The sequence below is a fragment of the Pseudomonas sp. PB103 genome (assembly GCF_009764635.1).
In the GTDB taxonomy this organism is placed as follows: domain Bacteria; phylum Pseudomonadota; class Gammaproteobacteria; order Pseudomonadales; family Pseudomonadaceae; genus Aquipseudomonas.
Genome location: NZ_RWIL01000091.1, coordinates 1 through 1061 on the forward strand (window position 1 = coordinate 1; position 1061 = coordinate 1061).

2 protein-coding genes are annotated in these 1061 nt (G+C 49.7%); both read left to right on the plus strand.

The window, feature by feature from the left end; genetic code table 11:
• Positions 1-609: PoNe immunity protein domain-containing protein (locus EJA70_RS16165; RefSeq protein ID WP_256677694.1), on the plus strand; the 609-nt coding region annotated here is incomplete at its 5' end.
• Positions 606-1061: hypothetical protein (locus tag EJA70_RS16170; protein WP_158831982.1), on the plus strand; the 456-nt coding region annotated here is incomplete at its 3' end. The genes EJA70_RS16165 and EJA70_RS16170, both read left to right, overlap by 4 nt.

The window sequence follows — 1061 nt, forward strand, 5'->3', positions numbered from 1 at the left end:
ACATCGTTGGGTATTACAACAACGAACGGCTTCACTCGAAACTGGGATATCTGCCACCGACCGTCTATGAGCGGGCGATGGCGTCAAAACCACCTATCGAGGTGTCCGGAATTAGTTGACCACTGCAATCCCGGCGACTTTGAGGAGTTTGTACAAGTTGCGAGCCTGTGCATACTCATGCATCGGAATGATCTTTTGGCCAGGTTTGTGTTCCTGACTGATAGGGCTGGCTTCAAAGGCGAAGATACGCTCTACGAAGATTTACTGCGGAAAAATCTGCCGGGAAGGGCAGATATTGATGAATGGTTTCATCCGGTGTATTCGCAATTGATCAGGGCGATATATGCGCCAGATCGGTCAGCTGCGTCTGCGCTTTTGAATGAATATTGCGCTCAATGGTACGTTTCCTTCGGGGAACTACAAGCCAGTTGGCATGATGCTCACTTGAGTATTAATGGTGATGACGGTAGTTACTTCGGGTATTGGGCGTTTGAGGCGGGTGCCATCGCATTTTTGTATGGGATCGATGATAGCCAGATAAATCAGATGATTTATCCAAAAGATCTTGTTGAGTATGCGAGAAAGATTGCAGGACAGGAGAGGCAATGAAGGTTGTTTACCTATTGTTTATGACGTTGACATGGATATTGTCCGCGAACGCAGCGCCAGTCGGTTTAAGTAAAAACCGTACAATGCCTACCAACATGATCGCTGCCATCGTGAAGGAAAGCGAAATGCCTGCCGATAGTTTCCACTCCATTGCAGATGGCGCCGTGAACTGGAGCGGTGGAACGATGGCTGCCGTGGTGATCGAAGATCCGAATGGCATTTGCGCGATTTACAGGTATCAAGAAGGCCAGTTGGATCTGCCTTTTGAAGGCGTGCCCTGTAGGTTTCTGGGGCCACCCTCGCTGATGTCGGATAGAAAAACTGCTATGCCCGATGTCGTGTTCGCCGTCGAGTTGTTCGTCCCCAACCGGGGCGGGATGGCCAATCACAAAGTGGCGTTTTATTACGATGCAGAGAAGAACGCTTATTGCGAGAGTCAGTCGCTTGCGAGT